The sequence below is a fragment of the Thermosporothrix hazakensis genome (assembly GCF_003253565.1).
Taxonomy (GTDB): domain Bacteria; phylum Chloroflexota; class Ktedonobacteria; order Ktedonobacterales; family Ktedonobacteraceae; genus Thermosporothrix; species Thermosporothrix hazakensis.
On record NZ_QKUF01000001.1, the window covers coordinates 747965 to 774464 of the forward strand.

A 26500-nucleotide genomic window follows, 5' to 3' on the forward strand; every position below is an offset into this window, starting at 1 on the left:
AGCGCTCTATCTGTGAGGTATCACCCCTCACAGATAGGTCAGAACATAAATGCCAAGCATCACGCCGATATTGAGCAGCGAAAGCGTACAGCCTATAATCGCCAGCAAAAGACTCCAGCTTGCAAGCTTCTGAAACGCCCCGATACGCCTCCCGAGCAAACTCAGCACCAATCCTGCCAGCGCCATTGGCAAACCACAAACCGGGAAAATAGACGCCGCGATGCTGAAAATACCTAAAACAAGTCCGGTAAAGAGAATATGGTACTGATTGGCATCTGGAGCGACATAGGAGGAACGCACAGGCGGCGTTGCAGGCGCTCTGTTCCACAAGAGATTGTGCACTTCCAGCGGCTCATGTCGAACTGGCTGAATCTGTCGATACGCAGCATGTGGCTTGATTGGTCGTGTTGTCATTCTTCCCTTCTCCTCTCGACCAGAACAAAACCGGGATGCATTTTCACCTCAAGCGAACTCAACGGTCTCTTCGGCATAGCTTCAACGGTAGACAACATGAAAAGCCCACCTTTCCAGCGATCCAGTTTTCAAGCCCCGGACTCACTCCCCGCATCACCGCATCTGGATCTATTTCCAGTATAGAGCTCTTACTGAGCCCAATAGATCTATATATTTCAAGCAATCAGCCCGGCATCACCTGAAAGGAGAGGCAGAACACGCTTCTCCTTCCCTGGCCGTGAACATTCATGTATAGCTTTTTATGGTTGAGATGATTGACAAAATGGCATGATGCTTGTAAAATCCGCATTAATCAATGTGTGTGTGGATTGGATTGTAGAGGAGGTTCATTTTTCATGCCGTCAATCTGTCCTCATTGCTCTCGCGTCAATTTCGATCAGGCTTCCAGTTGCATTCATTGCGGCACAAAACTCCCTATGAGGAGCAAAATGACAGGCTCTTTCGCCAAACTGCCCGCCCTGAAGCGCAATCATTCGCCAGCCCCAAACACGGCCGATCAGTTGCGGTCTAAAGATGCCCTGCTTCATGAGACCACGTCTCCCGTGTCACAGTCTTCAGGCTCTCATCCTACCCTGCCAACGACCCCGCAACCGGGAGCCCCGACCGAACAACCTGCCAACAGAGAGCTTCTCTCGGAGAAGGGCAAGCCAACTACAGCCCGGAGCACGACGAGCAGCCCCGGGATTGTGGTCTCCCATCATTCCTGGCTCGTCAACAAGTCACCGCTTGATACTGTCCCGATCAAACAGGAGATTGTACGAGCGGTCATCACCGAAAAAGTCTATCAGCAACAGCTTGAAGAGACTCGCGTCTCGCTTGAAGAGTACCATCAGAAAGATGGCAGGGAAGAGCGCACGCTGATCACCATCCGCCGGAAAGCAACCAGTGGCTCCATCTATGTGACCACCGTGGGCAACAACCTGTACATCTCGCGCACCATCAGCATCTGTATGCCCTTTAATCCCTTACGCGTTATACTGCTGATCGTGTTGACTGCGCTGGTCCTGCTGGCTCCACTCTATGGCTATATCGTGCTCCAGCAAGCGCTGACCACCTCGTTTACGCAACAGAATTTTGAGCAGTTCTATCAAAGTCTGATCTTTTCCTGGGATCTCTGCTTTATTCTCTCCATTCTCTATGTCCCGCTCCTGTTACTCTTTATTGCAGCGCTTGGTATCATTTGCTCGCACTGGATCAGAGAAAAAGATCCGTTCAGGCTGCTGCGGTCCAGTACGCTCCACCCTTTTCAATATGACGACATCGCGATTCTGGAACACATTATTGATACGCTACTGCATGAATCGCTCGACTATTTAGGGCTCCCCGCTGTCACCATAACACCAGCGCGGCGCATCTATCAGCCTGGACAACGTTTTCCTCTCTTCTGACCTTCATATGGACAGAAAGAAAGGGGGAACGGCTTCTTGCAAGCTTGTTCCCCCTCTCTCTCAGATCTCAGCATCGATTCCATAGTAGCGCACATCCTCACGATAACCACCCTGTCCGTTGCCGAACGGGCGATACGATTGCACCAGTTCGATCGAGCGCAGGTATTTCACCATCTTAAAGCCGAGCGTCGTTTCCACTCGCAGGCGCAGCGGTGCTCCGTGCGGAATCGGTAGCGGTTTCCCGTTCATCTCATACGCCAGAATAGTCTGTGGATGGCAAGCCAATTCTATATCAATGACCTCATAGTATGGGCGCCCCATAGAATCCTCTTCCAGCGAAGTGAAGACCAGATACTTCACATCGGGCAGAGCGCCACAGGTCGCCAGAATCTCGCTCACACAGACGCCCTTCCACTCCGCAACTCCTGTCCAACCCTGGATACAATTATGCAGCGTCCTTTGTTTGGTCACGGGCATACGCTTCAGGTCATCCAGAGAGAAATGCATAGGGTTCGCAACCATCCCTTTCACCTCAAGCCGCCAATCTTTGAAACCTTCCTCAAGAAGCTGCTTGTATTCTTCCGTATCGGGCGGACGGCCATTCACCCAGAAGTAGGGCGTGAGGTCAGCCCGGCTATAATCCTGTGCTGAGGTCACTCGCCGGAGGAACAGTTTTTGCAGTCGATCCACAAAATGGCCCAATGTGTGCTGCACCCCCCGCTTATGGCGCAAGGTGAACCACGATGCCCAGGCGTAAAAGAGTAGCACAAAGGCTAACGCAACAACCGCTATTGCGATCGCAAGGCCAAGACTGCTTTGTGTTGTTCCAAGAACAATATGGCGAATGTTGTCATCAAAATAGACAACCAGCACCAGAAGCGTATGCACAATGGTAAACAACACAAAGATGACCAGCATGATAAAGTGGAGGCTCCGTGCAACCTGTCGATTACCAAAGAGCCTGGGATACCAGGGAAACCGGCCCTCAATCGCCGGTGACATCGCTGCCCCGGTCAGAAGCGATAACGGAGCGACCAGAAACACAATCGCGGCGTAGGCAAGCTGCTGCAAGGGATCATAGGGCTGAAAATCCCCTTTCGGCGGAATATGGAAGGTCAGATAGGTACCCATTGTATGGATAGCTCGCGGGATAATATCCCAGGATGTGGGAATCAGCCGGCTCCACTCGCCCGTTGCAAAGAGTAAGATCACATAGATCAGCCCGTTGAGAAGCCAGAACGTGACCGAGAAGAAGTGCCAGTGCCGCCCCAGTCCCAGATTTTCGCCTCCCGGTAAAGCCAGAAGAGGCGATGCCTTCACCTCTTCATCCATTGAGGTCCACAGCTTGTCGCGAGGGACTTTCTTTTTCGTGAAGCGCAGCCACTCGCTTCCGGGTTTACAGGCGATATTCCAGTATAAACGGGGGTGCGCCGCCAGAATCTGAATGCCACTTCGCATCAATAAACCGATAAAGAGAATATTGATAAAGTGCGTAATCCGAAGCCAGGCCGGAAAACTGACCGCAGCCAGAATCACAGAGATATCCATTGGTATTCCTGCTCCTCGTCTCTCTCGTAATACAGTTTCTGCTTTGATGAGTTTGCCCTACTAAAGACACGAGGAAGCAGGAATCACTGTTTCTCAGCGATTACGCAGCAGGAGTTCAGGGAGCAAGGCGTTCAGCCAGGTAGCGCAACGAAAGCGGATAGCGATACTCGATAGAAGAGTGCGTTCCCTCAAAAAGCTCGAAGAAGACATCCCTGACACCAATCAATTCCAGCGCCTGCCGGAACGCTTCCGCCCCCAGATCAAGGTAGAACTGATCATGCCTGCCGGCGTCAATATAGATGGCCTTCATTGAGCGCAACGCCTTCGCATAGCGTGGTACCATCCGCACCGGGTCCCATTGAAGCCAGCGCTCCCAGATCTCGGGAATCAGCTCGCCTGTTGTCGTATCATAGGGAAGCTTCACCGTGCCATCTTTCTCCGCTGAGTAGCAGGCAGCCATCCCCCAATCATTCAACAGATTAAAATCGCTCTCGCGAGTCAGCGGAACCCGGCTCCGGAAAACCTGCCAGAACTTTTCATAAGAGCCATCATAGTGCTCGCGCAGCGCCCGCACAGAAGCCGGAAACATGGGCAAATAGCACATCTCAAAGAGGGCATCCCCGGCATGGGTAGCAAAGCCTCCCCAGAGATCCGGACGCAACATCGGCGTTATCATCGCGCCATAGCCGCCGCTCGATTTTCCGGCAATGCCCCGATGCTCCCGAGAAGCCAGCGTCCGATAGTGGAGATCAACCCAGGGAACAACCTCATCACACAGGTACGTATGGTAGCGCCCAACCGCGGGAGAATCCAGAAACTGACTGCCACCATACGAGGTCCAGCAATCGACCCAAACCACAATGCAGGGAGGAGTTTCCTGCTTCGTAAAGAGCTCGTCTACCATTTCGGGGAAGTTCTTGCGAAACGCCGTCCGATTCCGCCACATATCCAACTGACCGGTAAAGCCTTGAATCATATAAATAGCCGGATACCGTCGGGCGGGGTCGTCATCATACCCGGGAGGCAGATACACCCAGAGCGGGCGTTCATAGGGGTCATGCAGCGGGTTCCCTTTCAGCACTTCACTCATGAAAACATGCTCTACGAGACGGCCTTTCCACTCGATGGACCAGGGTTGCATAGAAGCTCCTTTCTTTCATCTCTTCCCGGCAAATTGATAGTCGATCATTTGCCTCTCAGAGAGGAACACCAGAGACAGAGTTTTGTACGCTCTTTCAAGTAGTATATCCCATTGCAAACAAAAAGGTCTGATCTATTCGGCCCACCAGCGCCACTCTCACGAGAGAGCGATACAAAAAGCGATACCATCGCACACCTTATTCTCTTTTCACCAATAATAACATTGATTCTTCTGAAATTGCATGTTACAGTAAGCCAGACAATGGAGAGGCGGCTTCCGACTCTGTTTCCGTTCATCTCTGTTTCCTGACATAAAACGTATAAAAGCTACTCTGTCTCTAAAAAGGAGCATATACCTTATGAAGAAGAAACCTATACTGCTTCTCTCACTTATCATAGTGCTGGTACTGGGAATGCTGGCCTCTGTCCTTGCCTTCACCTCCGTTGCGAACCCGTTGCTCGCGTCTTTTGGGCTCCGGAAGGTTCAGGTAACACCAACCATCATGCCACACCCGACGGCTACTCTGACGCCATCACCACCCCCCTCGCCTTCACCTACCCTGGAGATAACACCCACTGTACCATCAAAGCAGAACGCACCAGCCATTCAGGCTGAAGCGGCCTATCTTTTTGAGGTCAACAGCGGTAAGGCACTTTTCCAGCAGAAGAATGATATGCCGCTACCCGTTGCCAGTACGACCAAAATGATGACAGCGGTGCTTGCGCTGGAAAACGGAAACCCCGATCAGCGCATCACGGTGCCAGAAGCAGCAATCGACCATGTGCAGGGAACCGATGCCAGTACTGCACAACTTGTGGCCGGGGACGTGCTGACCCTGCTCGATCTCCTCTACGGATTGATGCTTCCCTCTGGCGCTGATGCCGCCTATACCATCGCGCTGGTGATCGGCGATGGCTCCGTTGATACCTTCATCCAGATGATGAACGCGAAGGCACAGGCGCTCGGCATGACACAAACACACTTCGTCGATGCCGATGGTCTCACTATCGAGGGCGACGTCAGCACATCGACCGCAGACGATCTTGTTACTCTGGCCCGCTACGCGATGACAATTCCACTCTTCGCCGAGATCGCCAAATCTCCCGCATACGAAGTACAAGCAACCAGCACCAATCACAGGTACACCTGGCCAAGCCGGGTCACACTCCTATCGTCCTATGAAGGGCTGCTCGGCATCAAAACAGGCTATACAGGAAGAGCGGGCTACTGCTTTGTCTTTGCAGCCGTTCAGGACGATCACTATATCATTGGAGCAATTCTACACGATACCAGTCTGAGCCAACGCGATATTGACGCCACTGCGCTGCTCAACTGGGGCTTCGCGAAGCTGAAGGGCACCCTGTAGGGCTCGGGCATCGGGCCTCTTAGCTTGCAATCCAGGAGAGCAGTTTGTTACAATGACTGGTGGAACACCCCCGCGTCTGGCGTTCCACCACCCTGCACCCGGGACACCAGAAAGAGACAGCGCCACCCTCCGTCACTCTTTCGTGTCCACGCATTATTTTCCTGGAGGCAATGATGTCTGACAAACCAAAGATCCTGGTCACACAAAAGGTTCCTGACGCTGCCTATCCAATCCTTGAATCCTTCGGGATCGTCGAGGCCAACGAAGAGGAGGGGGTCATCTGGTCGTATGATGAATTACTCCACCGTGCTCCCGGTCATGACTATCTCTTCTGCCTGCTCACAGATACCATCGATGCACGTTTCCTGGAAACCTGTGCAGCCGCCAATCCGCGCCTCAAGATGATCGCGAATATGGCTGTTGGCTTTAACAATATCGATGTTGCCACCGCGACCCGACTTGGCATCGCGGTCAGTAACACCCCTGGAGTGTTGACCGACACCACCGCCGACCTTGCATTTGGCTTGCTTCTGGCAACCGCGCGCCGCATCCCCGAGTCTGAACGCTTCTTACGTGCCGGACGCTTTACCGGTTGGGGACCACTGCTGTTTTGTGGGGCAGAGGTTTACGGCGCGACACTGGGCATTATCGGGGCCGGCAGGATCGGTCAGGCGATGGCCAGGCGTGCCTCGGGCTTTAACATGCGGGTGCTGTATCACAACCGCTCGCGCCTGTCAGCGGAAGAAGAACAGCGCTATAACCTTACCTTTGTCTCGTTCGAGGAGCTGCTGAAGGAGTCCGACTTTATCAGCCTGCATTGCCCCTATACGCAAGAAACACATCATCTGATCGGTGAGCGCGAGTTTGCACTGATGAAGCCCGAAGCCATTCTCATCAATACCGCCAGAGGCGCAATCATCGACGAAAAGGCACTTGTCCGAGCGCTCCAGACAGGCCAAATTGCCAGTGCAGGACTGGACGTATTTGAAAACGAACCGGCGATTGAACCAGAGCTCTTGCAGATGGAACACGTCGTCCTGGCTCCCCATATTGGTAGCGCCTCCCTGAAAACGCGCTCCCTTATGGCAACCACAGCCGCAAACAACCTGCTGGCATTTCAGAAAGGGGAGGTACCGCCCAATATCCTGAATCCTGATGTGCTGGATCAACAATAGCACAATCATCAGCTCTTTCGTGATATGCTGACAAATGTATCGAAAATCACAAATCATGCAACGGATGCCACGCTTCAGTGTCGAGGTGTGTTCTTCAGTATGCAAGGAAAGGTAGGCTCTCATTACAATGACCCAGATAACCCCATCCCGATCGCAAATACCTGAACTCAATCCACCCTATCGCCTCTTGCTCGGCCCTGGCCCCTGCAATGTCGATCCACGCGTGTTACGAATCTCCTCTGCGCCCCAGCTCGGGCACCTCGATCCCGAGATGTTCACCATTCTGGAAGAGACAGCCGCCCTGCTACGAGAGGTGTTCCAGACAAAGAATGACATGACGCTCTGTGTTTCTGGCTCAGGCTTTTCGGGTGCGGAAGCTGTGCTCAGCAATTTACTCGAAGAAGGCGACACCCTGATCGCTGGTAGCCTGGGCTTCTTCAGCGGACGCATTGTGGACATCGCCTCACGTGTCGGTGCAACAGTCATCAATCTGGAAACTGAGCCAGGCCAGCCGCTTGAAGCTGCAACACTTGAAAAGGCGTTTCAGGAGAACCCGGGTGTCAAGCTCTTTGCGACCGCTGTCGCCGAGACCTCGACCGGCTTAAGGCAGCCACTTGAGGAGCTGGAACGTGTCACGCACGCGCACGGAGCACTCTTTGTGGTTGACGCGGTTTGCGGCCTGGGCGGTATCCCTGTCAAAGTCGATGAATGGAAAATTGACGCCTGCTATGCGGGCAGCCAGAAATGTCTGGGGGCGCTCCCCGGCCTTGCACCCGTTACCTTGAACGAACGAGCGCTTGAAACCATCAAGAAACGCCGCAAGCCAGTTCAAAGCTACTATCTGAATCTGGAAGCCCTGAACCGCTACTGGAACGGAGATCACACCTACCATCACACGATCTGCAGCAATCTGGTGTATGGCATGCGCGAAGCCCTCCGCATCACCTGTGAGGAAGGATTGGAAGCCCGTTTTGCTCGACATCAGTTGCATGGAGATGCTCTAAAAGCAGGAATCAAGGCGCTTGGCCTGCGGATTCTCACCGAGCCCGGCTATGAGTTACCTGTCCTGACGGCTATCCTGCTCCCGAAAGGCGTTGACGAAATGCATATCCGCAAAACCCTGCTCTCGCGTTACAACATCGAGATCGGCGGTGGTTTTGGCGCCCTTCAGGGTCGCCTGATCCGCATCGGGCTGATGGGCTACAACGCCAATAGCCAGAACGTCTATACCGTGCTGGAAGCGCTGGAACATGTGCTCCCTGAGAGCGGTTATCCCGTTACCCGAGGCACTGCAATCCAGGCCGTCGATGATTTCTACGCGTCTCAGCACTAAGACAGAAAAAAGAGAGCAGACAGTATCCCTCGAACAGGATTTGTCTGCTCTCTCTTCTAGTTGCCCTAGCGGGGCATCGCCACCTTGCGCTCATCGCCAAGCACAATGCGATGCTCTTCCAGCTTGTCAGCAAACGATGTTCTGATACGGTTCAGGATCTCTTCGGGCGACAGCGTAACGCCGCCAGAATCTAGAATACAGAAAGGTGAACCGACCATATTATTCATAAAGCCGCGCACCTTGCGTGTTACCAGACTCCCACGTTGAAGGAACGTCTCCTTGTTTCTGGGAAGCACACAGAGCACTTTCTGTGCCTTGCCCTGCTGTAAAGCCGAGATATCAGCAAGATAGAGGCCGACTATCTCGTTCCACGGCAGAAAGCCACCAAGCTCTATCGGCCCAAGCGCAGGGAGATTGTACCGGATACCCTCCTCATCCACGACTACCAGAGGTTTTGTACTCAACATATGAAACAGGGCCGGCACATTGCCCAGACCCCAGACCATCAGGAGACCCCGCGATGTTGAGGAGATTGTTTTGATCAGGAAGTTCGCGCCTTTCCGTGTTGCCAGAAACGCCAGTCCGGCTCCGGTAGCCAGATTGCGCACATTCGACTTAACCCAACGCCCTCTATCGGTATACGCAACGATACTGCGTCCTTTTGCTTCGTTCCCTGTCTGTTCACTCATATAATTATGCTCCTTCCGCTCATAGATTGCGCTCCTTCCGTTGATCGCTACTTCATTTACGGATAAGGAAGAAAAAAGGTTCGTTTTTTCCATATTTCCACTTTACGAAATAGAACATCTCTTCTATAATAGAAAAATAGCAAAAGAAAGGAAAGCAGGCAATGCATTCATCTCATGACCTGATAGAGCGCTTCTGGCAGACTATGAGCGAGAGACGCTTCGAGGATCTGGCAGTATTTCTTCATGATGACTTCACCTGTGAGTGGCCGCAAACGAGGGAGCGGATTCGCGGCAAGGAAAATTACATTGCCGTGAATGCAAATTACCCCGGAGAATGGACCATCACCATTCACCGTATTCTGGCAAGCGAGAACGAAGCGGTGACCCTCTGCACAATGGCCTTTCAGGGACAACAGGAAACCGCGATCTCTTTTTTTGAGCTACGGGATAGTCTGATTGTCAAAGAGGTTGATTACTGGCCTGAACCGTATACTGCTCCGGATTGGCGAGCACAATGGGTCGAAATAATGAAGTAACTGGGTGAAAAAAAGAAACCTCTCTGTGTGAGATGAGAGAGGTTTTTCTGGCAGGGGAGACAAGACTCGAACTCGCAACCGCCCGATTTGGAGTCGGGTGCTCTACCAATTGAGCTACTCCCCTAAGGGAACTAAAGAGCACATATTGAATATGCGCTCTTTCTGGCGGAGAGGGAGAGATTCGAACTCTCGGAGGGGGAATACCCCTCAGCGGTTTAGCAAACCGCCGCACTAGGCCACTATGCGACCTCTCCGTACGTCAGGCTCATCACCTTTCTCCAACATATTAGCAGGTTCTTTAAAGCTTGTCAATAGCTTTGTCTGGGAATTTTTCAGACTTTTCGCAGCGCTCACCTGCAAGAGAAGGGATTCACCCGGAGCGATCTTATTGTACCATGCCCCGTCAAGCTTACCGCTGGTATGTCCAGCTCAGGCACTCACCATTGCGGAAAAGCATATGACCATGAAAAGGACGCTCATCCTGATCGAACACCATCGGCAAAAAATATCTGTCGCTTGGCCACATAGGAAGCGCAGCCAGAGAATCCAGCGGAACCCATACTAGCGAGCCTTCAGCGTTCCCAGAATGCTGCTCGCCATGCCAGCGATCGATACGGAAAATGAAGCCGAACCAGTCCTGCCCCTGTTTACCGAAGCCCTGCCACATAATCGACCCCCGCAGGGTCATCTGATCCACTTCCAGACCAGACTCTTCACGAATTTCCCGCTTCATGCAGGTTGCCACATCCTCTCCGACCTCAAGCCGTCCACCCAGGCCATTATATTTCCCATAATGGAGATCATCAGGCCGTTTGTTCCGGTGGATCATCAAAACCTGCTTGCCATCAGGAGACAGAATATACCCGAGCGTAGCCAGAACCGGTGTCACCATGACCCGAGTTACCCCTCTTTCTACTTGAGATTGACCGTCACATACAGACGCCCGAAGAGCAGTATAGCAAAAAGCACATGTTCCCTACAAGCGTTCACCCGACCTTCAGCCGACTCACGGTGCTGTCTTGAAACATATTGACATATTTCAGAAACAAGGAGAGACGAAACGGCAACTTGCGGAGAGCCGGAACCCCATATTCCTGAGCCATAATAATGTTCCAATCGTAAAAGGTCAGAATTACGACCGGAACTCGATAATACTCGATACAGTGTAAGACCACCTGAAAATGCTGCCCGTATTCTCCCGGCTCGATAATGACAAGATCGCACGTAAGGAACTGATCTGGGATACACGCATATATATCAACCCGGTGTCCTTCCAGTTCTAATGCATAGCGCAACATGTCCTGTATGGACAATTCGTTCTCGATGACAGCGATACGCATAGTGTCCGCCCTCCTCGGCTTCAAGCGATACATAGCAGATTTCCATTCGTTATTAGAAACTATAACACACTTATGGTCCAAATCCTATTAAAATGATATTAGAGTATCTTCTATGTCACATATCTGATAAACAACTGAGAAATGAAAGAGTGACATTTGTGAACTTTTGTTTGTACATTGTAGTAAGAAGCCAACAGAGACATCCTCGCTCCCCAAAAGAAAAAGCGAGGCCAGAGCGACCCCGCTTCTCCTGATAGCCTTTCAGGCTTCAGGAAGCAACAGCTTCAAATCGCGGCGCACCAACTTGCCAGAAGCGGTACGCGGCAACTGAGAGACAAAGTAAATAGCCTTCGGCACCTTATAGCGAGCAAGCCTCTGTTCAGCATAGCGTTGAAGCTCACTTTCTGAGAGCTGAGCCCCGGGATGCAGGCAAACACAGGCCACAGGTACCTGTCCCCACTGGACATGTTCTCGGCCACAGACTCCCACCTCTGCCACGGCGGGATGAGACAGCAGAGCCGCTTCTACCTCGGCTGGATAGACATTTTCCCCACCAGAAACGATAAGATCTGTACGCCGATCAAGCACATAAAGATAGCCTTCGGCATCCACATATCCAATATCTCCGGTCGAGAACCAGCCGTCAAAAAACGCCTCACTGGTCGCGTCAGGGCGATGATCATAGCCGGGGGTGATTGTTGGCCCTTTCAGGTAGATAGTTCCCGGCTCTCCGGGCTTTGCTTCCACTCCATCGTTCAAAATGCGCAACTGCACAGGCAACAGAGGTTTACCAGCGGACCCGAGCTTGCGCAAGGCATCCTCGGGGGCCAGCGTTGCCGCCTGAGAACAGGCTTCGGTCAGGCCATACGTCTGCACCACGGGCACATTGCGTGCCGCACACGCTTGCAGCAAAGGTAAAGGTGCAGGACCTCCGCCGAGTAGCGCACAACGAAACGTCTCAGGATAGCGCTGTCCCTCATCTAACGCGTTCAGCATGCGCTGAAGCATGACCGCCACCACCGAGATAATCGTCACACCATCCTCGCAAATAGCCCGATTGACAGCCTGAGCGTCAAACTTTTCCATCACATAAATCCTGATACCATAGATCACACTGCGCATCAGGATCGAAAGGCCACCAATATGAAACAATGGCATGCAGGCAAGCCAGCAATCACGCGCATGCAGCCCCATATTCAACGCCGAGCCAACAGCATTCCACCATTGCATAGCATAGGTAATCAGAACACCCTTTGGATGTCCGGTAGTACCTGATGTGTACATAATAGCCTGTGTTGCGTTTAACGAGATCTCTTCGCTTAGCGGGACATCCTGCTCGGTCGCCGCCTCAAGCCATACGGCATAGCGCTCGTCCTCGCTCCCGGTCAGCAGCGCGTGCTGCTTTAATCCCGGCACCATCTCGGCAATGGTCGCGACCGTCGTTGCGAACCGCGGCTCATACAGCAGCAGATCAGCTCGAACATCCTGTAACTGCCAGCACAGTTCTTGAACCGACAAACGAATATTCAGCGGGACAAGAATAGCCTTCAAGCGTGTCAGGGCATAGACACAGATCACCAGCGCCGGGCCATTCATTGCCATACACGCGACACGACTCCCCTCCTGCACACCAGCCCCGGCAAGCTGCCGCGCCAGCCGTTCTACCTGCGCATTCAGCTCAGCAAAGCTCCAATGAACAGAACCATAGGTGAGAGCACAACGCGTGGGGTAATTCTCGGCACAGCGTTTGAGCCAATTGGGCAACACAGTTGTTGTTGTCATGGAAGGAGTTTCTACCTTCACTCTCCCCTCACCTCTTTCACTGCATATTTTTTCAAAGCATCTTGATCAAGAGACATTCCCAGACCAGGACCAGCAGGTACTGTCATAGATCCCTGCTCGACCGGCAGGGCTTCCAATAGCAGGTCATCAGCCAACAGATCCAGCGTCGCCAGCCCACAAGGCAGTGTCACTTCGGGCGAGGCCGCAGCAAGATGCAGGGTTGCGACAACTCCGATTCCACTTTCCATCGCATCCGTTACCACACACTGAACATTATGGCGCGTTGCCTCATGAATAATCTGGCGCGACATATAGAGACCCCCTGTCATCTGCGGCTTGATAATCAAAATATCAGCCGCCTCCCAGGCCACAATACGTCGGGCATTCTCAAGGTTATAGACGGCCTCATCAGCAGCAACGGGAATCGCCACCTCCTGACGCAAGCGATACATGCTGTCCAGATCATAGGCTCTGAATGGCTGCTCTACATACTGAATATCGTACGAGGCGCAAGCATTCAACACCCTGACAGCACGCTCAAAATCCCAGTGCTCATTGGCATCAAGACGTAACCCCACATCTGATCCAACGGCCTGCCGAACCGCCGCGATGCGAGCAATTTCATCTTCTTCGCTCAATCCATTCGCCACCTTGAGCTTCAGACACCGAAACCCACGTTGGACCGCCATTCGAGCGGCCTGCACTGTCTCATCAATGCCACTCGCCCCGATAACTGCATTGACAGGAATGGCACTCTTTCCTTTCCCGGAATCGTGCAAGAGCTGGCTATACAGCGGAACGCCGCGCATCTTACTGACCAGATCGAGCAGGGCCACCTCCAGACCAAACACCGTGGCAGAAGGCAACTTGACGGAATCGAGCAGGTTATAGAGCGTCGAAAGGGCGGAGAGAGGCTCACGTCCTTGAAGTTGTGTCAGCAATGGAGTCAGCGACTGCAAGACAGAAGCGAGCGTTTCAGCATGAAAATCTGCGAGAGGGGCAGCATCGCCATAGCCAATGTGCCCACTCGCAGAACGTACCCCAAGAATTGCACCGCTGCGCACAGCTAGCTTTCCATGAGCAGTTGAAACACCCGTGCGTAGCGGTATCCGGTACGGATGACAGAGAATATCAACAATACTCATGGGTTACCTTATGGCAGGCGTGGGAACTTCGAGAAGTCGGGCTTGCGCTTCTCAAGGAATGCGTTTTTGCCTTCCTTGCCTTCCTCAGTCATATAGTAGAGCATGGTCGCGTCACCGGCCAGATCCTGAATACCAGCCAGACCATCGGTATCAGCATTGAAGGCAGCCTTAAGGAAGCGAATCGCAATGGGGCTCTTCGCCAGAATCTCTTTCGCCCATTTCACGGTCTCTTCTTCCAGTTGCTCCAGAGGCACAACTGCATTGACGAGACCCATGTCCAGCGCTTCCTGAGCGCTATACTGGCGGCACAAATACCAGATCTCGCGGGCCTTCTTATGGCCGACGATGCGGGCCAGATAGGTAGCTCCCCAACCGGCGTCAAAGCTGCCGACTTTCGGGCCTGTCTGACCAAAACGAGCATTGTCAGCAGCAATGGTCAAGTCACAGAGAACATGCAGCACATGTCCGCCACCAATCGCGTAACCTGCAACCATTGCGATAACGGGCTTGGGAAGATATTTAATGACACGCTGCAAATCAAGCGCATTGAGGCGGGGCACGCCGTCACCTCCAACATATCCCCCCTCGCCGCGTACACGCTGATCGCCACCGGAGCAGAAGGCACGACCGCCAGCACCGGTCAGAATCACAACGCCGATCTCCTGATCCTCACGACAGCGATTAAAAGCATCGATCATTTCAGACAGCGTTTCTGGACGGAAGGCGTTGTGCACCTCAGGACGATTGATGGTGATCTTCCCAATGCCCTCAGCCTTCTCGAAAATAATGTCCTGATAATCACATACTTTCTGCCATTCGACAGCCATAATACTTCATCTCCTGACTAAACTAGGAATTTCCAGGGTAGCAGGGGAAACTGCCCCCCTTCTTCATCTTAGCACCTTTGTGCAGAATTGTCCTACATACTGGTTGTATGCCTCTGGTCGTTCGAGATGAATAGCATGGCCTGCTCCCGCAACCCGTTGCCATTCGACTCGGGGAAGCCGACCGGCCATCATCTCCGCAATTGTGCAGAATTTGGTATCCAGCTCACCGGTTAACAAGAGCGCCGGGATGGTTAATGACGATAGCCGCTCATGTAAAGCTGGCTGTACGCCCGTGCCCACACCACGCAGGCTATTTGCCAGTCCCAGGGCACTGTTCTGGAGCCGCTGAGCCCGAAGCGCCTGCTGTCGCGCCTCCGAGAGCGATTGCTGTGAAGCAAACAACGGGAGCCGCTCCCAGTAGTTGACAAAGGCAGGCACGCCCTCGCGCTCAATCCGCTCCGCTAGAGCCTCATCGCTGCGCTGCCGTTCTATTCGCGCCTGAGGATCTGCCAGCCCGGGCGATGCACTTTCTAGAATGACCGCACGGAAGAAGCCAGAGAAAGCGCAATAGAGGGCGATGCGCCCCCCCATTGAATAGCCCAATAGTGCAGCCTCGCCTTCGCGAATGCCAAGCGTGCGCAAAACGGCCAGAATATCTTCAAGACAATGCTCCATCCTGTAGCGCTCTGGATCGGCAGGCACGTCAGAGGCTCCATGCCCGAGCATATCCAGCGCGATCAGGCGAAGCTGATACCGAGCCAGCCCGGCAAACAGGGGGCGCCACGTCGCCGTGCTCCCGGTAAAACCATGCAACAGCACCAGTGGCGGGTGTTGCTCATGGCCATACCATTCCGCGTTGAGATGGACACCATTTACTGCAATCCTCATCGGTCATCTTGCTCCAACAGATCGAAGTCGTCGTCGCCCTCCTGTACTGGCTCGAAGATGGCCTCCCCGGAGATGACGTCGGCCTCGTCCAGTTGTTGTTTTTCGGGTAGGCGCTCTTCCTCGTACAGGCTCTCAGTATTGGTATCATGCAGTTGCGCCAGCGCCCCGCTGACCGCCTGCCAGAGCTGTCGATGCATCTGCACATTGCTCTCGCGCTCGGTCCGAAGCTCAATTACGTGCAGACCACCCATTTCAACACTCTGCTCAACAAAAGCGCGGAACTCGCTCCAATCAGAGACAAGCGCATAGTTTCCATTGTACATCTCAACGACATGATGGAATTCCAGTCCAGTTGGCGTCCCGAATAACGCCTCAAAATGCTCGGGGTGCGCGGCCTGAGGCAGGAACGAGAAGATACCACCACCATCATTATTCACCAGAATGATAGTCAGATCGAGTTTATGCAAATGCGCCGCGAGCAGACCATTCATATCGTGAAAAAAGGAGAGATCACCGATCACCAGAAAGACCGGTTCTTTTTCTCCGGTCGCCGTGGTCGCAGCACTGATACCAAGCGCGGTCGACACCACGCCATCAATGCCATTTGCTCCCCGATTGCCATAAATCGCGACCGGCTTTTCAGTATGCCAGAAGAAGGTATCCAGGTCACGCACAGGCATACTGTTGCCCGCAAAGAGAATCGAGTTCGCGGGAAGTGTTTCGGCCAGCTCAGTGAACAATCGCCCTTCAAATGGCTCCTCAAAGTGTTCCATTGTCTGTCGCAAGGTCTGCCTCGTCACGCTATCGGCGCGCTGCCAGAGCCGCAGCCATGCGATATCACCCGGGCTCTGCTGTGGCTCTTCCGCATAGGATTTGACCGCGTGGAAGAGATATTGCGCCACCGCCACCGGGTCAGCCTGAATCACCTCAGAAGCGAGCTGCGTTGGCTCAGGCCAGTCACTGTACCCATCAATCACAACCTGAGGGCAGTCTTTATAGCGCTTCATGTAGAGCAGCAGAGGCTTTGAAACAGGCATCGCCCCAAAGCGGATAATTAACTCGGGAGCCGCCTGTTCAATAAAGGCCGCATCGCGCAAGAACGCGTCATAGCTGGTGATGATATGATCATAGAGCGTTGGGCCGCCTCGCAACTGGGACAGAGGATCAGCCAGCACCGGAATCCTCCAGGCGCGAGCCATTGCCGCCAGCATGACCGGAAGCCGTGGGTGCAGATGAGGACCGACCACAATCAGGGTGCGCGGTGTCTCTGCCATCTTCCGCGCAAGCTCAACAAAACGATCGCCTGCGGTGATCTCCACATAGGGGCTGGAATGCGCCTCGCTTACGGTGACATAGGGCTCACCATCTGGACGCCCATTCCAGGCGATCGGGTCACGTTGCTCAAGGGGCGGCAACGGTTGCGGATCGGGCGTCAACGGCTCACGGAAAGGGAAGTTCAGATGTACTGGGCCAGCCGGAAAAGCCATTGTAAGTGCTGCTGCGCGACAGGCCAGTGTCCGAATATAGCGCAATCCTGTGTTGGTTGCTTCGGGTAAGGCCGCCTCCTGATACCATTTCACGTGGGTGCCATAAATGCGATTCTGGTCGATTGCCTGCGGTGCACCACACTCACGCAACTCATGGGGTCTATCAGCAGTCAGAATCAACAGAGGAATATGCGTCAACTTCGCCTCGACAACCGCAGGCAGAAAATTGGCAGCCGCAGTCCCCGACGTACAGAGCAACGCAACGGGCGCGGTCAGGCGCTTCGCCAGGCCCAATGCAAAGAAGGCAGCAGAACGCTCATCAATATGCAGCCAGGTGCGAATAGTTGGATGTTGCGCGAAAGCGATGGCTAATGGCGTTGAACGTGACCCCGGGCAGAAAACGATGTGATGCACACCTGAACGTTGCAGTTCATCAACAAATGCCCCGACATAGGCAAAGGTGGGGTTCTCGGGTTGGTTCTTCGATTGAATCTCAGTCATAACGCCTTTACTTCTTTCTTATTCGCATTCACCACCGAGACCACGTAACATAACAGGGGTTTTCAAACAGGTCTCGCGGAATTCGCTTTCTGGATCGGAATCGGCAACCATACCATTTCCAACAAAGAGCGTTGCTTTCTGCCCATCGATCAGTGCAGAGCGCAGAGCAACAGCAAACTCACCGTTCCCGTTACCATCTACCCAACCAATCGGACCGGCATACCAGCCGCGATCCAGCTTCTCATGCAGGCGAATCTCTTCCAGAGCCTTTTCACGAGGAAATCCACCCACAGCAGGCGTCGGATGCAGGTCTTTCATGACATCCAGTACATAGCACCCCGGCAACAATCGACCGGCAATATGCGTGTGCAAATGCTGAATATTCTTGAGCTTGAGCAACTGCGGTTTTTTATCAACCGTGACCTCAGAGCAAATCTGTTCCAGGGCAGAACGGATCATATCAACTACAATCAAGTGCTCATGCATGGTTTTGGGTCGTTCCAGCTCACGCTCAAACATCCGGTCTTCTGCTTCCGTCTTCCCTCGTGGTGCAGAACTGGCCAGGGCCATTGTCTCGATCAAACCGTTGTGGGCACGCGCCAACCGCTCGGGCGTCGCTCCAACAAAATACTTGTTCCCTCGCTGGATCGCGAATACAAAGGTATTCGGATAGTTCACGCGCAACCGGGCCAATGTCGCTTCAATATCAAAGGGAAGTTCGCGGCTGGCCTCAACTGCGCGCGCCAGCACAACCTTCTGATACTCACCCCGTTGCATCTTCTCGACAGCCTTCGCCACAATGCCCATCCACTCCTGTGGCGGCAACACATTGGAGATACGAAGCGGCGTAACTTCGTCATTTGCTTGCAGGAATCTGTGTACAGGTATCGATGCAACTATTGCGTTAAAACGCCGCAATTGTTCAATGAACAGAGTAGAGAGAGGTTCAATCGCGGTCTCAGGCTCGATCAGCATATGCAACGTGAGTGTTGCCTGCTCACGCCCGGGGTGACACTGATACAGAAAACGCGGCAAGATCAGTAATCCTTCCGGGAAACCATGCCAGAGCTCAGTAGGGGGACGTTGCGGATCAAAGCGAAAACCACCAAAAAAGAGCGGGCTGTACTCATCACCCGCTACTAATGCATGATCTTGATAGAAGCGTACCGCCTCAGCGGCATCGTCGAAACGGTTCGCCCCCTGTGCGTTAATCGTTACGGCGCTCCCTACACCAATAAGTGCCTGACCGGTTGCCGGAACCTCCCAGAAGAAGCGTTCCCCCATTTCCATACGCCGAAAAGCGTAAAATACATGGAGCGGATCATACCGTTTGACTGATAGAGTAAAACACGCCAGCACGCTCTGTTGTAGATGCGAGGCACGAGCAGAAGCCTCTTGACAGAGGAAAAACAGACGCTCTACAACATGTTGTGACAACCCATCTTCCCCGGTCTCACTCTCACTCATAGCCGGTATATCAGTAAAAACAGTCTCCATAATTCACCTGTTTAGATAAAAGTTCCTCTTTTTTTCTTGCCCATTCTTTTATTATCGAATCATAGCAGCTCCAGACGCCATATGCACAGGCAAAAAAATAACGTACATGCCTGGATACGAGCAAGCAAAAACAAATGGGCATAGATAAATTAGCATCAAAGGGGTTGGCGCTCATCTATCCTACACAAATACACCATAATCACCACATACCTTTCATTCACCACTATTCGTTTTTCTAGATGAGCTTCTCTTTTGTAGTCCTGAGAAACGGCCAGTATTCGTCAAACAATTCTTCTGTATTATAGCATGCCAGTATCACGCCTACCAACTTTCTCCCCGCTTCACTCCTCCCTCAAAAGGCACCCAGACCGTGTTTATCAGCATTCTGACTGGTGAGACTACGCGAAAAGCAGTATACTTTTTATAGACTCATACACTGGCTTTTACCGAAAATGAGAAGGGGAAAAGTGATGATATCAGGCGCATCGACACAGGGTCAGACCCTTCCAATGGGTCAACAAATTGAAATCCGTCGCGGAAATATGCAGGCAGTGCTCACTGAGGTCGGGGCCGGGCTGCGCTCTCTGCGTGTCGCGGGCCGCGAGTTTCTGGACACCTACCCTGAGCAGGAGAGCGCTCAGGCAGGACGTGGACAGGTGCTCTTACCCTGGCCTAACCGTGTAGAAGACGGACGCTATACCTTCCAGGGAAAGACATATCAGCTTCCCATCAATGAGCTTCCACGCAATCACGCCATCCACGGCTTTACACGCTGGATGAACTGGCACATCAGTCAGCGCGAAAAGGATCAGGTCACGTTTGCGCTGACGCTCCATGTTCAGGAAGGCTACCCCTTTCTGCTTGCGTTACAGCATACCTACAAACTCACCGAGCGGGGCCTGGAAATTGAAACAACCGCGCAGAATGTCGGCCCGACACCGCTTCCCTATGGCATCGGGCACCATCCCTACTTTACGGTAGGCACCGAGCGAGTCAACTGTGCAACCTTGCGCCTTCCAGCACGCTCTTATTTTCAGACCAATGAGCGTATGATTCCCGATCCGAAGCCTCTTCCCGTTGAAGGAACCAGCTATGATTTTCGCCAGACACGCAAAATCGGGGCTCTTGAACTGGACACCGGTTTTGCTGATCTGGAACGCGACACGGATGGCTTCGCCCGCATCAGCCTCTCGACCGCTCAGGGCCACCCCACAGTGACCCTCTTTCTGGATGAGTCGTACCGTTATGTGCAAGTCTTCACCGGCGATCCTCTGCCCGAAAACGAACGGCGGCGCGGCCTTGCCATTGAGCCATACACCTGCGCCGCCAACGCCTTTAATAACGGTCTGGGCCTCCAGATTCTGCAACCAGGCGAGACCACGCGAAGCCTGTGGGGGATCACCGTTACCCTTTAAACGGTCCGGGCGGTATTCCTGTCAGGGGAATACCGCCTGTAACAAGCCGACACGGGAAGCCTTGTGCTTTAAGCACAGATCAAATGGTCTCCTCACGCTTCAAAATGGGCTGAATACACTCAAGCGGTCGCTCAAAGATCCCATCAAACAGACCTGGCTGCTCATTGCTGAAAAGCGCATGATAATCCTCGGGGGTAAAAGCCTTCTGTAGGCGCTTCGCGTAGGAGTTCTTCAGCACCTGAATATAGTGCTCTGTATCATAATCACGGCGGTCTCGAAGCTCGTTCGCATTCCCCGGAGGCTGTTCCCAGTCGTTATGTGTGGCGGTCTCGGCTGTTTCCTCTGGAATCCAGACATACTGACGATTTCTGGCACGATAGAAGCGCACCCGCTCTCCTGGAAACCATTTCCGCCGTCCGGCCTGAAGCAGAGCCTCGTAGGCGGGTTCCAGATGCTTCTTGCGCTGCGCCAGATACTCTTCTGGCGTCTTGGAAAGCCGAACCCGGGTCGCAACATCAATTGCGGGGAGCCGCTTCATGCGAAGCGCGTCAACCGTTTCAAGGTAGGCGTTGCGCACCCCGGAAATATCACCCAACAAGGTACAGCGAAGCGCCTGCAACAAAAAACGCTCGCCAAATGGCTCCACCCGGCTTGACCGCAACGCCACCCCACGCACGATCAGCTCCCCCGAGTAGGTAAGCAAAGCATAATTTTTCACCTCGTGACTGAGCATAGCCTGATAGCGCCCTTCATATTCCAACCGAATGCCCGCCGGCAGCTCCGCGCCAATCTCAGCCACAAGACGCTGCTCCTGCTCGGCATTCCAGTGATCTGGTACAGCGAAATAGACACCATCAGTATCGGCCTCAATCAGCACCATACCTCGCTTCTCCAGCGCCTGCAAGACCTGAGCAAGGATCGCCCGCCCTCGACGTGTCACCTCCGACGCCGCCTGACTATCAGCAAAGAGCGCCATTGAGCCAGCACCCATGTAGCCATAGGCCGAATTGATGAGGATCTTCATCGCGGCCTGCGTCGCCTCATAATGGTTTGCCTCAATCGAGTCTGGCACCGCCTCTCGCGCCGCGGCTTTCTGCTCTAAACGTAAGTCGGTCAGCCGGTCCAGAATGCTGAGAAGAACGCCCAGGCGATCACACGAGGGCCCAATCTGAAATGTACGCATCAGCGATGGATAGAGTGAAGCAACATCCGCCTTGACCACATTACGGGCCACGCCGCTGGCAAAGAGCCGCACCGCACCGCCTTCGTGCAGGTCTCCACTCAACACCCGTTGTCCCGAACCCGGCAAAGCTGTTTCTCGACGCAGGTAGGCCCTGACCAACATTGGCTCTAAAATGCCCATAGCAGGCCCGGCAGAGGCCAGGCGTTCATAACGACGGGGTGCCATACCAGCGAGGGCAAATGGCGCCCCCTGAAGGCGTTTTGAGAGGCCATCAACTTCGGAGACATCATCGAGGGCATAGCGCCTGACCCGCTCCGGCTCGCGTTGATACCGTGCGAAAATCTCGCTCCCCTCAATATAGACGCGTTCCTGCGAGGCCAGCCCAAAATAACGCGCCACATCTTTCAGGCCATAGCTCGGGAGTGCCCGCACCACAAAATCATGGCGACGCACCGCGTCAAGCGTATCGATGAGTTCGCGCCCGCCAACACTATAGCGCGTTCGCTTGCGTGCCTCCGGGCCGATTGCCAGTGTTTCTTCATAGCGCTCAAGAAGCATAGGAGCACCATCAAAACCTGTACGCCCGATATCAAGCGAAATATCATGGATCAGTGCTCGATGCTCAAGAAATGGAAGATCAAAGCCAAAGAGGTTATGGTTTTCCAGAATATCAGGGTCACGCTCGCGCACAAGCTGACAGAAGGTCTGTAGCAAGCGCTTCTCATCTTCGGGATGCGGCGCCTCCAGCACCTCAGCAAGACCCCGATTGTCACGAACTGCGATCAGGAAGATACGCCCGCGATGTGGATCCAGCGCTGTGGTCTCAAGATCAAATTGGAGCCGATGCAGATCGTCATAGTGCAATCCCCGAAAATAGACGCGTCCGCTTCCAATCAGATATTGCTCGACCGGGCCAACTCTGTAATAGGCGTCGGGCAACTCCTGTACCGTTTTGACTGCACGTTGCAAGCGCAGCGAGGCCCCCTCAAGAATAGCCTGTTCCAGCGTGCGCCCATCAAAGGCGGAGAGCAAAAAACGATAGCTCCCCTCTTCCCCCTGCAGCTCCCGATACCAGACCGTCCGACTCGTTCCCCCGCGCCCTTCCTCCACCAGATCGGACCCCAGGTGCGAGACGTCATCCAGCGAGGTTGCCAGAATCCAGGGACGAAACCGATCTCGTACACAAAGCACCCGCTCGTTTCCCTCCTCATCCCGCACCCTGCGCCAGTACAACACTCTACCCTGGCGATTCGCCCAGACCGAAACAATACCGGGCGTCGGGTCCCATCCAAATACATATTCATCGTGATGGGCCTGCACAGTCTACTCCTTCTCCTGAAAATGAGAACATCTATTCCAGAGCATACCATGTTTCCCGACAACAAACAACCTGGGCCTCACCAGCATCTCCTATAGGGATCTCACTCGTGTATGACAAAGCGGCTATTTGCTTTCAAAACATATCCATATATCAATACAATAGCACTCATACAGATTCTGAGATCATCGCAATGAAGGAAAGCCACAGTAAAAAGAGGGAGATCATATGGTTATTCATCGCAAGCAGTTGCTGTTTCTCGGGAGCGCACTTCTAATTGTGGCTGCCTGCCTTCTGTTACTCTTGCTGGTCGCGCCGATGTTTCCCTACACGGAGCGTCCTCTGTATGCCTTTCCCACGCCCGGACCGACCCCAACCGCAACCCAGTTACCGTTGAAATGCCAGTTCTGCCGATAAACAAAGCAGGCCTGTAGAGAGAGAAGGCCTCCCTACAGACCTAGCCAGCTATTATTGCTGTTGTTGTAAGATATCATATAATACTGCTGCGCTGCTATGCTCTGCATCTTTCGTGGCATAAACCAGCGTGACAGGCTGTTGCTGTATCATTTCCCGCAAACGATTGAGCGCATCATGTGCTGCGCCCTCATGTAACTCGGCTTCGTAGCGCTGCCGAAACTCAGGGAACTTTTCTGGCTCATGGCCATACCAGTGGCGCAGGTCGGTACTGGGCGCAATGTCTTTCAGCCAGAGATCAATATGCGCCTTTGCCTTTGAAACACCTCTGGGCCAGAGCCGTTCTACCAGGACACGCGTGCCATCGCTTTCGTCAGGCGCTTCATATGCTCGCTTTAAACGGATCGGATACATGATTCGCCTCACTCTCCAGGTCTCCAGACAGCAAGCCATTCAGGCTGACAATTTATTGATCCAGAGCCGTATTTCTTCTTCCAGCCGATGCCCACCATTCTCCACATAGCGCAAGCATGTTTTTCCTCGCTCTCGGGCCTCGTCGATTTTGCCACGCGCCTGAGCCACCCGCGCCAGTCCATACCAACCGCCAATATGGAGCCCTTGATCACTCTTCGGCATTTCTTGCAGTGCTTGCTGAAATGCCTGTTCTGCTTCTTCCAACTCGAACTTGTACAGATGGAGTTCTCCATATCCGAGTAAGGCAGCGGCGATCGCCCGGCGGTTCCCGATCTGGCGTGCCAGTTGCAAGCCCTCCCGAAAATAGGGCTCAGCCTCATCAAAATGGCTCTGTCTGATTTTGAGTTCACCTCTATTTATTGTAAGGAGACAGACCCATTCACGCAGATCAATACTCTTTGCGATCGTCAAACCCTCTTCCAAAAACGTGTCAGCATCCTGGTAATTGCCCCCCTCATAGGAAAGTGTTCCGAGGTTGAGCAAAATCATACACAACAGTTCGCGATGTCGCAATTGCCGCGCCGTTTGCAAGCCCTCCCGAAAATAGGGCTCAGCCCGGGCGAAATCTCCGGTCTCTGCATACGTCACCCCGAGATTCATCAGGATATAGCATTCCATATCGCGATAGTCATATTGTCGTGCCAGTTCCAGCCCTTCTTGAAGGTACCCGATAGCGCGATCATACTCACCCTTCGTGCAGGTCAGTGCGCCAAACGCTTTATAGATACGGACAAGGTATTTGTGATAGCCCCCTTCACGGGCAATCGCCAGCCCCTCTTGCAGAAATACCTCAGCCTCCTCATAGGAACCCATGCGCCACGCCAGGCTTCCCAAACTGCTCAGAAAGGCCGAAATGAACAGGCGATTGCTCTGGTCCCGGGCGAGCTGAACGCCCTGAAGATACAGGATATTTGCTCGCGAGAAATCTCCCTTACGCGAAGCGATCTCCCCGCGCCAGTAGATCGCCTCCATCACCTCCTGCTGACTCTGTATCTCCATTGCAGCCTGATGACTTCTGTCGGCAAGCTGCTCGGCCAGCACATATGACCCACGCATCAACAAGAAGGGAAGAAAGGCCATGCTCCCCTGAATAAACTCAGGGAACATGCCGAGCCGAAACGCAGCCTCAAGCGCGACCACGATTGTCGCACTTTCTCTCTCAAACGCGTCATACTCGTGCGCTTGCTCCTGCAAGAATGCAAGCACATAGCGGATCAGGCGCAGAGCAGGCCCCTGCTCAGGAGCAAGCGCCAGCTTCTTGAGCCGAGCACTCGCATAATCAGCTATCGTCTTATGCAGGGTAAAGCGATCAAAATTCCGGCATTCAAGCAGTCCGGCATCAACCAGCATATCCAGGGTATCACTATCACAGTCGGCCACCATAAGTGCGGCCTCTTCTGAAAAGGTATCCGGCTTGGGCGGAAGCACAGATAAGGCGTAAAGCGCCATACGAGCTTGTTCGCATAACTGTTGATCGGTAAGCGCAATCACCGATTGTAACGAAAGTGTACTGGCAGGCAAGCGCAAAGGGTCTTGATCTTCTCCTCGAAGCTGAAGCCGCTGTTCTGTATCCCTCAGCAGCCGCAGGATTGTTTCCAGTTGCTTTTCTTGCGTTTCCCCTATCGCCTGTTGCTTGAGATAATTTCCAATCAGGTTCAAGGCCAGCGGTAGGCCACCTACGGCCTGAACCAGCGCCGAAAGATGCGGCCTTTCCTGTTCGACCAAATGGGGAGCCAGCATCTGTAAGAGCTGCATACCCTGTTCATCATTCAGCTCTTTCAACAGCATCGGGCCGTCAACGGTGAAATGGCTGGCAATGGTCGGGAAGCGTGTGGTAATCAAATGAGAACAGAGTGGTCCACCCAGTTTGAAAGGCATGGCGTCTTCCACGCTCCATGCATCGTCGATGACAAGTAACATGCGTCGAGAACCCAGAATGTGATGAAGCGCCTGGGCCCATTCCTCATAGCTCTTTAATGGCTGTTCTTGTGGATAATCCAGGCCAAGCAGACGACCCCACCGACTGAGCGCCCCACTGATATTGGGAGAAGTGCCCAGCCCGACCCATAAGACGCCATCACAGAAGTGTTCTCTCACCTCAGGATCATGAGCTAGAGCCGCGGCCAGAGAGGTCTTTCCAACACCTGGCAGCCCGTGCAACACCGTCAGGGATGCATTCCCGCCTTCCCAGACTCGCTGTTTGAGCGCTTCCAGATCATCTTCTCTTCCGACTAAGGGCAGGGACGATAGCGGAGGAATCGCAGGATCATAGACCGGTTGTGGCTCAAACCATTCACGGCTAAAAACTATTGCTGTCCGATACACATCAGTTTCTATTTTCGCCATGTGGAGAACTCCTCTGTAGCGGCCCGCTTCTCACATATTGACGCACATATGAGAAGGTCGCCATCCTTGACTTTTTGCACTCGCATCCTCTGCGTTCTTCTTAATTGTACTTCTTTACGGCATCTCACCGACATGCGTTCATACAGCCTAGATTTTCATCTAGTAGAACCGGGGCAGACGAGAAACAGCCCTGCAACATGTCCAACCTATATAACATTCTGATAACCCGGGAC

At 53.4% G+C, this 26500-nt stretch carries 22 protein-coding genes and 2 tRNA genes; 7 read left to right on the plus strand and 17 right to left on the minus strand.

Annotated features, from left to right (window positions below):
* Positions 1-27: 27 nt before the first annotated feature.
* Entirely contained in the window at positions 28-414 is a 387-nt protein-coding gene (locus EI42_RS03205; RefSeq protein ID WP_111318740.1) for a hypothetical protein, read from the minus strand.
* 488 nt (positions 415-902) lie between these two features.
* Here EI42_RS03205 and EI42_RS03210 point away from each other — a divergent pair, with 488 nt between their 5' ends.
* Positions 903-1862 (plus strand): hypothetical protein, encoded by a 960-nt coding sequence (locus tag EI42_RS03210; protein WP_111318742.1) that lies wholly within the window; start codon positions 903-905, stop codon positions 1860-1862.
* A 60-nt stretch (positions 1863-1922) separates the two neighbouring features.
* Here the strand turns inward: EI42_RS03210 and EI42_RS03215 are convergent, their stop codons facing one another.
* Together EI42_RS03215 and EI42_RS03220 are read right to left on the minus strand one after the other, a co-directional pair.
* Positions 1923-3410, minus strand: coding sequence for a molybdopterin-dependent oxidoreductase (locus tag EI42_RS03215; protein ID WP_111318743.1), 1488 nt, complete (start codon positions 3408-3410; stop codon positions 1923-1925).
* Between the two features lie 115 nt (positions 3411-3525).
* A complete protein-coding gene (locus tag EI42_RS03220; RefSeq protein ID WP_111318745.1) occupies positions 3526-4551 on the minus strand; it encodes an alpha/beta hydrolase in 1026 nt (341 codons plus the stop codon).
* Between the two features lie 358 nt (positions 4552-4909).
* Here EI42_RS03220 and EI42_RS03225 point away from each other — a divergent pair, with 358 nt between their 5' ends.
* The 3 genes from EI42_RS03225 to EI42_RS03235 all read left to right on the plus strand — a co-directional run bounded on the left by EI42_RS03225 (position 4910) and on the right by EI42_RS03235 (position 8425).
* Positions 4910-5917, plus strand: coding sequence for a D-alanyl-D-alanine carboxypeptidase family protein (locus tag EI42_RS03225; RefSeq protein ID WP_111318747.1), 1008 nt, complete (start codon positions 4910-4912; stop codon positions 5915-5917).
* Between the two features lie 59 nt (positions 5918-5976).
* A complete protein-coding gene (locus tag EI42_RS03230; protein ID WP_249033442.1) occupies positions 5977-7092 on the plus strand; it encodes a 2-hydroxyacid dehydrogenase in 1116 nt (371 codons plus the stop codon).
* A 127-nt stretch (positions 7093-7219) separates the two neighbouring features.
* Complete coding sequence (locus tag EI42_RS03235) at positions 7220-8425, plus strand: pyridoxal-phosphate-dependent aminotransferase family protein (RefSeq protein ID WP_111318750.1); 1206 nt, start codon at positions 7220-7222, stop codon at positions 8423-8425.
* 65 nt (positions 8426-8490) lie between these two features.
* Here the strand turns inward: EI42_RS03235 and EI42_RS03240 are convergent, their stop codons facing one another.
* The gene (locus tag EI42_RS03240; RefSeq protein ID WP_111318752.1) at positions 8491-9114 is read right to left on the minus strand and encodes a hypothetical protein; all 624 of its coding nucleotides are present in this window, start codon (positions 9112-9114) and stop codon (positions 8491-8493) included.
* A 161-nt stretch (positions 9115-9275) separates the two neighbouring features.
* Here EI42_RS03240 and EI42_RS03245 point away from each other — a divergent pair, with 161 nt between their 5' ends.
* Positions 9276-9650 carry a nuclear transport factor 2 family protein gene (locus EI42_RS03245; RefSeq protein WP_111318754.1) on the plus strand — a complete coding sequence of 125 codons (375 nt, stop codon included), beginning with the start codon at positions 9276-9278 and terminating at the stop codon, positions 9648-9650.
* A gap of 48 nt (positions 9651-9698) precedes the next feature.
* Here EI42_RS03245 and EI42_RS03250 read toward each other — a convergent pair.
* The 10 genes from EI42_RS03250 to EI42_RS03295 all read right to left on the minus strand — a co-directional run bounded on the left by EI42_RS03250 (position 9699) and on the right by EI42_RS03295 (position 19117).
* A tRNA-Trp gene (locus tag EI42_RS03250) sits at positions 9699-9774 on the minus strand.
* Between the two features lie 39 nt (positions 9775-9813).
* A tRNA-Ser gene (locus EI42_RS03255) sits at positions 9814-9904 on the minus strand.
* Between the two features lie 155 nt (positions 9905-10059).
* Positions 10060-10542: an NUDIX hydrolase gene (locus EI42_RS03260; protein ID WP_111318756.1), complete on the minus strand. Its 483-nt coding sequence runs from the start codon at positions 10540-10542 to the stop codon at positions 10060-10062.
* A gap of 94 nt (positions 10543-10636) precedes the next feature.
* Positions 10637-10990 (minus strand): response regulator transcription factor, encoded by a 354-nt coding sequence (locus tag EI42_RS03265; RefSeq protein ID WP_111318758.1) that lies wholly within the window; start codon positions 10988-10990, stop codon positions 10637-10639.
* Positions 10991-11251: 261 nt separating this feature from the next.
* Complete coding sequence (locus EI42_RS03270; RefSeq protein ID WP_111318760.1) at positions 11252-12772, minus strand: o-succinylbenzoate--CoA ligase; 1521 nt, start codon at positions 12770-12772, stop codon at positions 11252-11254.
* A gap of 17 nt (positions 12773-12789) precedes the next feature.
* Positions 12790-13917 carry an o-succinylbenzoate synthase gene (gene menC, locus EI42_RS03275; protein WP_111318762.1) on the minus strand — a complete coding sequence of 376 codons (1128 nt, stop codon included), beginning with the start codon at positions 13915-13917 and terminating at the stop codon, positions 12790-12792.
* A gap of 8 nt (positions 13918-13925) precedes the next feature.
* On the minus strand, positions 13926-14744 hold the full coding sequence (gene menB, locus EI42_RS03280) for a 1,4-dihydroxy-2-naphthoyl-CoA synthase (RefSeq protein WP_111318764.1): 819 nt from the start codon (positions 14742-14744) through the stop codon (positions 13926-13928).
* 63 nt (positions 14745-14807) lie between these two features.
* Positions 14808-15632, minus strand: coding sequence for a 2-succinyl-6-hydroxy-2,4-cyclohexadiene-1-carboxylate synthase (gene menH / locus EI42_RS03285; protein ID WP_111318766.1), 825 nt, complete (start codon positions 15630-15632; stop codon positions 14808-14810).
* On the minus strand, positions 15629-17620 hold the full coding sequence (gene menD / locus EI42_RS03290; RefSeq protein WP_111318768.1) for a 2-succinyl-5-enolpyruvyl-6-hydroxy-3-cyclohexene-1-carboxylic-acid synthase: 1992 nt from the start codon (positions 17618-17620) through the stop codon (positions 15629-15631). The genes menH and menD overlap by 4 nt, the downstream gene beginning before the upstream one ends.
* A gap of 18 nt (positions 17621-17638) precedes the next feature.
* Positions 17639-19117 (minus strand): isochorismate synthase, encoded by a 1479-nt coding sequence (locus EI42_RS03295; RefSeq protein WP_111318770.1) that lies wholly within the window; start codon positions 19115-19117, stop codon positions 17639-17641.
* 470 nt (positions 19118-19587) lie between these two features.
* Between EI42_RS03295 and EI42_RS03300 the strand changes: the two genes are divergently transcribed.
* Complete coding sequence (locus tag EI42_RS03300; RefSeq protein ID WP_170142313.1) at positions 19588-20532, plus strand: aldose 1-epimerase family protein; 945 nt, start codon at positions 19588-19590, stop codon at positions 20530-20532.
* Positions 20533-20611: 79 nt separating this feature from the next.
* Here the strand turns inward: EI42_RS03300 and EI42_RS03305 are convergent, their stop codons facing one another.
* Positions 20612-23035, minus strand: a complete 2424-nt coding sequence (locus EI42_RS03305; protein WP_111318774.1) for a DNA polymerase domain-containing protein — start codon at positions 23033-23035, stop codon at positions 20612-20614.
* Positions 23036-23261: 226 nt separating this feature from the next.
* Here EI42_RS03305 and EI42_RS03310 point away from each other — a divergent pair, with 226 nt between their 5' ends.
* Positions 23262-23450 carry a hypothetical protein gene (locus EI42_RS03310; RefSeq protein WP_111318776.1) on the plus strand — a complete coding sequence of 63 codons (189 nt, stop codon included), beginning with the start codon at positions 23262-23264 and terminating at the stop codon, positions 23448-23450.
* 51 nt (positions 23451-23501) lie between these two features.
* Here the strand turns inward: EI42_RS03310 and EI42_RS03315 are convergent, their stop codons facing one another.
* The gene (locus EI42_RS03315) at positions 23502-23861 is read right to left on the minus strand and encodes a DUF488 domain-containing protein (RefSeq protein WP_111318778.1); all 360 of its coding nucleotides are present in this window, start codon (positions 23859-23861) and stop codon (positions 23502-23504) included.
* Between the two features lie 39 nt (positions 23862-23900).
* Positions 23901-26267 (minus strand): tetratricopeptide repeat protein, encoded by a 2367-nt coding sequence (locus EI42_RS03320; protein ID WP_111318780.1) that lies wholly within the window; start codon positions 26265-26267, stop codon positions 23901-23903.
* Positions 26268-26500 lie beyond the last annotated feature (233 nt).